Raw genomic sequence first — 7,750 nt, forward strand, 5'->3', positions numbered from 1 at the left:
GACGGGGCCTATCACCGGGTCGGCGCCCTCGTCGATGACCGGGTACGGACCGAAGAACCGCTCGCGCTGGGCTTTGGTCTTGACGAGCTGACCCAGCCCTGAGTTCGAGCGTGCCTAAAAGGCTGCATGGCGTGGCCGCGACGTATTCGGGCGCTGCGACAGCGGCCGCGGCGGGCTGGGCCGTCACCACGGCGTCGGACGCATAGCAACCCGTGGTCGACGGCACCCCGGCGCCCGGCCCGTGGCATTCGGGTAGTGGCGGCCTTCGATCAGGAATCTCGGCCGCCCGTCGGTGCTCGGCCTGACGTTGATCAGCGGATTATCGGACGCTGCGGTGGCGCACATCGATGCGTCCGCGAAGGCGCGCGGATTATCGCGGCAGGAGTATCTGCGGCGACGGTTCGAGACGGAGCGCTCAGAGGGGCAACCTCAAGGCAAGCTCACGCTCGAGGACATGCGTCGCGCCGCGGCCGCAGCAGCGGACCTCGATGACCCAGAGGTGATGGCGGGCGCGTGGCGATGACCACGTGGCTTATCGACAAGTCGGCCTACACCCGCATATCAGGCTCACCCGACGCCGAACTCTGGATCGACCGGATAGAACGCGGTCTCCTGCGAATGAGCACCGTCACCCGACTGGAGATCGGCTATTCCTTTCGCACCGCGGCACAAGCGCGTCTCGAGATCATCTCCCCGCCGCTGTCGCTAATGCCGGTGGAGCATTTAACGCCGGCCGCAGAAGATCGCGCCGTCGAGTTGCAGCTGCTGCTCGCGGATCACGGTCAGCATCGCGCACCGTCGATCCCCGACCTCCTGGTGGCCGCCTCCGCCGAAATCGGATCACTCACAGTTCTCGCCGTTGACAAAGACTTTGACTTGATCACGCGCATCTCTGGGCAAGCCATCGAATGGCTACGGCTGGCATAGGGACAGGCGGGGGCGTGAGCCGCCCCGCTCTGCCCGGCCGCCGCTGACGCCCTTCGGGGTTTCCCCTCTCCGCTCGTCGCCGATCCCGCGCCACCGCTCGTCGGTGTCCATGTCGTTCCGCCTCGCTGTGATCGGGGGTTGTCATGGACACTTCCCACGCGGGCAGCGCCAATGAGCAACAAGCAGGGAAGGGGACGGAAGGCGACAGCCATCCAACGTCTACCGGCGCCCATCAACAACCGGCCCCGGACCCACGGAAAGGTCCGGAGGGCCAGGTCAAAATTATTCTTCGGCGGGTCAGGCGAGACCAAGGTGCGTCGCGGCGGCAAGCACCGTCTCATCGCCCACCGACAGCACCCGCACACTGTCCACGCCCAAATCTGCTGTGGCGCGGTCGAATAGCGTGATCTGAATCCAGCTAGCCTCCAGAGCTGACCACCACCGCAGCCCTGCCGCAGTCGGGTGACGCTCATACTGGGCGATGGCATAAGCCTGTGTGACCGAGCGGCGATTGGTCGCCACAACGGACGGGCGCAGCGACTCTTCGACCAGCACCGCGGGCTCGTCGAGGTCGATGAGCGTCGCGTTGTGGGCAAGCTCCAGTTCTGCCAACGCGAGTTGTCGCCCGGAGCGGACAAGAAAGTCGGGATGGAGGTCACCGGTTCCGCGGAACGGCGCGAGCATCTCGGCGACGGCCGAAACGGGCGCCTCGGCCAGATAAAGGCAGCCGTAGCGATCCGGAGCGTCATGGCGCCCGCGACCCTGATGCTGCCTCGGTATCCACACAGCGTGGCCGGGCTCGCCCGGCCGCGCTGACGGATCCCACGGCAGCACGCGCCACAGTCTCAAGCGAAGCTACCGGCCTGCTCGTTGGCGATCGCGTCGAGTATTTCCCGGGTCTGTCCGCGGCGGACGAGATCGATCGGGCGCCGGCCTTCCAGGCTTGGGTTCATGCCGATGAGCCAGCGCTCAGCGGCGGCAGCTGAGTACAGGCGCAGCAGGTGGGCCATCACGAGGTCGAGCACGTCCACGCGGCTGGCATTGGCGTCATCGATTCCCTCGCCGCGGCGCCATCGGGTGACCTGGGCGGCATTGACACCGAGCAACTCGGCGAGTCGTCGCTGCGAGCCGAAGTCGCGGCTGAGTGCGGTGACCTTCTGTTGTGTCGACACCGGCATGAACCGAGAATAGCGCAACATAAAATGTTGCGCTGGTGGTCGGTAGCCGTTCCGCTCGGGCTGGCCGAATCATTGGGCGCAAGCCGCGCCATTTCTGGAACGGTGAGACGATCTCGAGTGTTGCCGGGCGCAGCCCGTCAGGCTGTCAGCGTCCGCGTCATCGCCGCGGCGATGATTTTCGTATCGCGCGTCGCGATGGTCAGATTCCGGCGCAGCGCCTGTGCGACGATGACGCGGTCGAACGGGTCCTTGTGTTCCCACGGTAGCCGGCCCGCCAGGATCGCGTCGGGCGATTCGATGGGCAACTCGGAGGTGCTCATGTCGGCCACGATGTCGGCCCATGTCGACAGCAATGCTTCGCCATCGAGACGTCCGAGGCGGGTCTTGGTCGAGATCTCCCAGGCCGACGCGGCCGAAACCCACAGGTTCGTCTCGGCGCTGGAGAGGACCGTGAGTGCTGACGGGGCCACCTGAGAGGGATCACTGACGAGCCACAGCAGCGTGTGGGTGTCAAGAAGGACATTCACGCGTTGTCGCCTTCCCACGCCGCGAGTTCATCGTCGGGCAGGGCATCATCAAAATCGCTGGGCACCAACAGATTCGGCAATTGGCCGAACCGTCGCGGAACCGCGACGACGGGTACCAGCCGCGCCACCGGTGCGCCGTGGCTGGTGATGATGAACGAACTGCCGGCCTTGACGTCCGCCAGCAGGCGGTTGAGCTGATTCTTGGCCTCCGTGCTGCTGACTTTCTCGATGGACATCACGGAAACGTACCACGATAAAGCCTAGTCGAGCTAGATACGCTAGCGCTATTAGCGCTATTAGCGCTACACCAACGCCGCAGTCAACATCAGTTCCGTCATTGCCACGCTTGGCGCATCGGAGCGTCGTCGGCGAGGCCCGCGACGGCCCGCCCCATCCGATGCGGAACGGGTCACCGCGGGACCCGGCCCAGAAACGACGTCACCGCGGCGGCGACGAGCGCTGACGCCGCCATCCCGGCGTAACGCCACATGGCCGGCGCGTCGCGGGTCGGCACCACCGGATCCGGTGGCAGCCCGTACACCTCGGGCTCGTCGAGCAGCAGGAAGAACGCGCCGTCGCCGCCGACCCCGTCGTCGGGGTCATGCCCGTAGAGCCGCGCCTCGCGCACGCCCAGCCCGTGCAGCTTCTCCACCCGGCGGGCGGCGCGCTCGCGCAGCTCGTCGAGGACGCCGAACTGGATGGAGTCGGTGGGGCACGCCTTGGCGCACGCGGGTTCGAGCCCGTCGCGCAGCCGGTCGTAGCACATCGTGCATTTCCAGGCCCGCCCGTCGCCCTCGCGCCGCTCGATCACCCCGTACGGGCAGCCGGACACGCAGTAGCCGCAGCCGTTGCAGATGTCTTGCTGCACGACGACGGTGCCGAACTCGGTGCGGAACAACGCGCCCGTCGGGCACACGTCCAGGCAGCCCGCGTGCGTGCAGTGCTTGCACACATCCGAGCTCATCAGCCACCGGAAGTCGGTGCGGGCCTCCGCGCCGGCGCCATCCCCCGGGCGCGCGAACGTCGGCAGCCCGAGGTCCACCGGTTCGGCGCCCGGCGGGCGCTCCTGCTCGATGAACGCGACGTGTCGCCACGTGCTGGCACCCAGCGCGCCGGTGTTGTCGAACGACATCCCCAGCAGGTTGTAGCCGTCGTCGGGTATGCCGTTCCACTCCTTACACGCCACCTCGCAGGCCTTGCAGCCGATGCACACCGAGGTGTCGGTGAAGAACCCCACCCGCGGCGGGTGGGGTTCCCCGTACCCGGCGTTGCCGGCGGGGTCGGGCAGTGCTCCGTAGAAACTGTTGTCGCTCAGGGGGTTTCCTCCGGTTCTTCGAGAGGAGCTGCCCGGGTGGTGTCCAGGCGGGTGCCCGTTTCGGCGGTGACGCCGGCGCGGCGGCGGTACTCGGCGATGTAGGCCAGCAGCGCCTGCCCGCGCGGCCGCCGCCCGGGGCGCACGTCGCAGGTGGCAACCTTGCTCTCCTGGATGAACACGTTCGGGTCCAGCACCACCCCGAGCAGGTCGTTGACCACGTCGCCCTGCACCGGACCGGCGTAACCCCAGTGGTAGGGCATCCACACCTGTTGGATCACATGGTCGTCGAGGCGCAGCGGCCTCATCCGGTCGGTCACGAACACCTTCGCTTCGACCGCCGTGCGGCTGGTGACCACGTGCGCCCAGTCCAGGTGCGTCAGCCCCCGCATGCGGGCCAGCTCGGGGGAGACCTCCATGAACAGCTCGGGTTGCAGCTCGGCGAGGTAGGGCAGCTGGCGGCTCATCCCGCCGGCGGTGTGGTGCTCGGTGAGCCGGGCAGTGGTGAACACGAACGGGAACACCTCGCCGTGCGCCTCCGGCGGCGCCGGGTTGGACGGATTGTCGTTGCGGCCGTAAACGATTCGCGTCGGGTTGCCCTGCTGCGGGTACAGCGGGTTGCGCACCGGCGACTCGTGCGGCTCGTAGTGGGTGGGCAGCGGGCCGTCGGCCAGCCCGGTGGGGGCGAACAGCCAGGCCTTGCCGTCGGACTGCATGATGAACGCGTCGTCGCCGCGCAGCGCCTCCACGCCCACCGCGCCCTCGGGCGGGCGGTAGTCCGGCGGCTTGTCGGTCTCGAAGTCGGGGATGTCGTGGCCGGTCCACTCGCCCCGCTCGGCGTCCCACCACACCAGCTTCTTGCGCTCGCTCCAGGGCCGGCCCGCCGGGTCGGCCGACGCCCGGTTGTAGAGCACCCGGCGATTCGCCGGCCAGGTCCAGCCCCACGCGTTGCCGTCGGGGCCCTGCTGGTCGCGCGGGGTGCGCCGCGCGGACTGGTTGACCTCGTCGGCGTACACCCCGCTGTAGATCCAGCAGCCGCAGGCGGTGCTGCCGTCGGCCTTGAGTTCGCTGTAGCCGCCCAGGGCCCGGCCGGTGCTCAGGTCGATGCCGTTCATGCGGCGCAGCACGTCCTCACCCGAGGGCTCGTCGCCGTCGGTGGCGTAGTCCCACGTCAGCTCCAGCAGCGGGCGATCGCGCTCGTCGGTCGAGCCGGCCAGCTTCTCGCGCAGCCTGCGGCCCAGGTGGTAGAAGAACCACAGCTCCGAGCGGGCGTCGCCGGGCGGCTCGACCGCCTGCTCCCGCCACTGCAGCATGCGCTGGGTCTGGGTGAAGGTGCCGGCCTTCTCGACGTGGGAGGCCGCCGGGAAGAAGAACACCTCGGTGCGGCACGTCTGCGGCGAGATCTCGCCGGTCTCGACCTCGGGTGCGTCCTTCCAGAAGGTGGCGCTCTCGATCATGACGAGGTCGCGCACCACCAGCCAGTCCAGGTTGGCCATCCCGAGGCGCTGCAACCGCCCGTGCGCGGACCCGACGGCCGGGTTCTGCCCGAGCAGAAAGTAGCCGAACACCGTGCCGTCGATCATGTCCAGCACCGTGCGGTAGGTGCCGTGGTCGCCGTTGATGCGGGGCAGGTAGTCGAAGCAGAAGTCGTTGTCGGGCCTGGCGTGCTCGCCCCAGTACTCCTTGAGGAGCGAGACCATATAGGTGTCGGCGTTGTGCCAGAAGCCCTTCGGGTTGGCGTCGGTGATCTTGTCCAGGTAGTCGGCCAGGCTCTGCTGGCCGGCGCGTGGCATCGGCAGGTAGCCGGGCAGCAAGTTGAACAGTGTCGGCACGTCGGTGGAACCCTGGATGCTGGCGTGCCCGCGCAGCGCGAAGATCCCGCCGCCGGGGCGGCCGATGTTGCCCAGCAGCAGCTGGATGATCGACCCGGCGCGAATGTACTGGGCGCCCATCGAATGCTGGGTCCAGCCCACGCTGTACACCAGCGCCGCGGTACGTTCCCGGCCCGAGTTCTGCGCCCACGCCCGCGCGATCTGGGTGAACGTCTCGGCGGGCACGCCGCACACCCGCTCCACCATCTCCGGGGTGTAGCGCGCGTAGTGGCGTTTGAGGATCTGGTAGACGCAGCGCGGGTGCTGCAACGTGGGGTCGGTGCGGCCGCCCGGCTCGTAGCGCCAGCTCGCCGGGTCGTAGGACGCGGTGCCGTGGTCGTAGCCGCTGAACAGCCCGTCGAGGTCCTCGGTGTCGCGGTAGTCCTCGGACACGATGAACGACGCGTTGGTGTAGGCGCTCACGTACTCCCGGAAGTCCAGCTCACCGGACAGGATGTGGTTGATCACCCCGCCCAGGAAGGCGATGTCGGAGCCCGCGCGCAGCGGCACGTGCCGGTCGGCGACCGCGCTGGTGCGGGTGAACCGCGGGTCGATGTGGACGACCTGGGCGCCGCGCGCCTTGGCCTCGATCACCCACTGGAAGCCGACCGGATGCGCCTCGGCCATGTTCGAGCCCATGATGACGATGAAGTCGGCGTTGGCCAGGTTCTGCTGGTAGTCCGTCGCGCCGCCGCGACCGAAGGAGGCTCCCAGACCGGGAACCGTGGCGCTGTGTCAAATACGGGCCTGGTTCTCGATCTGCAGCGCGCCCAGCGCGGTGAACAGCTTCTTGATCAGATAGTTCTCTTCGTTGTCCAGCGTCGCCCCGCCCAGGCTGGCGATGCCCATCGTGCGCCGCAGGGTGTTGCGGTCGGCGTCGAAGTCCTGCCAGCCCTTGCGGCGGGCGTCGAGCACCCGGTCGGCGAGCATGTCCATCGCGGTGTCCAGGTCGAGTTCGGACCACTGCGTGGCGTAGGGGGCGCGGTAGCGCACCGTGGTCTCCCGCTGGGATCCGGTGACCAGCTGCTTGCTGGCAGATCCCTTGGGGCACAGCCGGCCCCGCGAGATCGGGCTGTCCGGGTCGCCCTCGATCTGGACGACCTCGCCGTCGGTGACATACACCTTCTGCGCGCAGCCCACCGCGCAGTAGGGACACACCGAGTGCGCGACGCTGTCGGCGGTGGCGGTGCGGGACGTGAGCGCCTCGGAGCGCGTGGACTGTGCGGCCTTGCCGCGGCCCAGCGCGTCGGCGCCGGTGAGCTGGCGGTAGACCGGCCACGACTGGATCAGCTTGCCGATGTCCATTCTTCGATCAAACCACTTCGCGGGTGCCCTCGCCGCCGCGGCGGGTGACCCGCCGCGCGTCGAGTTGCTCCAGCAACGGCACCGCGACCCGCCGCGTGGTGCCCAGCGCGCGGCGGGCCTCGCTGACGGTGAACGGCTGCGGCAGTTCCGCCAGGATCGCGGCCGCGCGGTCCAGTGCGTCGGGGCCCAGCACCACCCCGTCGGCGATGCGGGTCAACCGCCCGGCGCGCACCGCCGCGGCCAGCTCGCGGGCCCCGAGCCCCAGGGCGGCCAGGTCGTCGGCCTCCGGGGCGCGGAACGGTTCGGCGGCCAGCCGTTCCTCCAGGGTGCGCACGGCCTCCTCGACGCGGGCCGGCAGGCCGGCGCCGGGCGGTGCGACCAGGCCGTCGGACACCGTCAGCCCGGTGCCGTCGAGCAGCGCGGCCACCAGCTCGGCGGCGGGCAGCCCGGCCTGCCGTCGCAGCGCCTCCAGCGGCATGCCGGCCGCGACGTCGTGCTCGGCGGCCCAGCTCCGCACCGCCGACACCGCGTCCGCGCGCCGCGCCGCCCACCACTGCGGGTCCACCACCCAGTCGCCGATCCGCTCGCCGCGGGCGCCCATCCCCATCGCGCGCAGCTCGTCGGCCCGGG

The 7,750-nt window shown here is 69.3% G+C and carries 9 protein-coding genes; 2 read left to right on the forward strand and 7 right to left on the reverse strand.

The features are described from left to right. The first annotated feature begins 292 nt into the window (after positions 1–292). Both vapB and AC2VOK_RS04810 read left to right on the forward strand, forming a co-directional pair. Positions 293–523 (forward strand): type II toxin-antitoxin system VapB family antitoxin, encoded by a 231-nt coding sequence (gene vapB / locus AC2VOK_RS04805; protein ID WP_428899470.1) that lies wholly within the window; start codon positions 293–295, stop codon positions 521–523. Beyond that, positions 520–927, forward strand: coding sequence for a PIN domain nuclease (locus AC2VOK_RS04810; RefSeq protein WP_428899475.1), 408 nt, complete (start codon positions 520–522; stop codon positions 925–927). Before vapB ends, AC2VOK_RS04810 begins: the two co-directional genes overlap by 4 nt. Before the next feature lie 297 nt (positions 928–1,224). Here the strand turns inward: AC2VOK_RS04810 and AC2VOK_RS04815 are convergent, their stop codons facing one another. The 7 genes from AC2VOK_RS04815 to AC2VOK_RS04845 all read right to left on the reverse strand — a co-directional run. Continuing rightward, on the reverse strand, positions 1,225–1,761 hold the full coding sequence (locus AC2VOK_RS04815; protein WP_421531443.1) for an RES domain-containing protein: 537 nt from the start codon (positions 1,759–1,761) through the stop codon (positions 1,225–1,227). A gap of 11 nt (positions 1,762–1,772) precedes the next feature. Further along, a complete protein-coding gene (locus tag AC2VOK_RS04820; RefSeq protein WP_421531442.1) occupies positions 1,773–2,105 on the reverse strand; it encodes a hypothetical protein in 333 nt (110 codons plus the stop codon). A 137-nt stretch (positions 2,106–2,242) separates the two neighbouring features. Then, entirely contained in the window at positions 2,243–2,632 is a 390-nt protein-coding gene (locus tag AC2VOK_RS04825; RefSeq protein ID WP_428899471.1) for a type II toxin-antitoxin system VapC family toxin, read from the reverse strand. Next, the gene (locus AC2VOK_RS04830) at positions 2,629–2,868 is read right to left on the reverse strand and encodes a type II toxin-antitoxin system Phd/YefM family antitoxin (RefSeq protein ID WP_428899472.1); all 240 of its coding nucleotides are present in this window, start codon (positions 2,866–2,868) and stop codon (positions 2,629–2,631) included. Before AC2VOK_RS04830 ends, AC2VOK_RS04825 begins: the two co-directional genes overlap by 4 nt. A gap of 173 nt (positions 2,869–3,041) precedes the next feature. Further along, positions 3,042–3,947: a 4Fe-4S dicluster domain-containing protein gene (locus AC2VOK_RS04835; RefSeq protein ID WP_428899476.1), complete on the reverse strand. Its 906-nt coding sequence runs from the start codon at positions 3,945–3,947 to the stop codon at positions 3,042–3,044. Then, positions 3,944–7,120, reverse strand: coding sequence for a formate dehydrogenase-N subunit alpha (gene fdnG, locus AC2VOK_RS04840; protein ID WP_428899473.1), 3,177 nt, complete (start codon positions 7,118–7,120; stop codon positions 3,944–3,946). Before fdnG ends, AC2VOK_RS04835 begins: the two co-directional genes overlap by 4 nt. A gap of 7 nt (positions 7,121–7,127) precedes the next feature. After that, a partial coding sequence (locus AC2VOK_RS04845) for a SelB domain-containing protein (RefSeq protein WP_428899474.1) occupies positions 7,128–7,750 on the reverse strand: 623 nt, incomplete at its 5' end.

The sequence above is a fragment of the Mycobacterium sp. TH-M116 genome, from assembly GCF_057473685.1.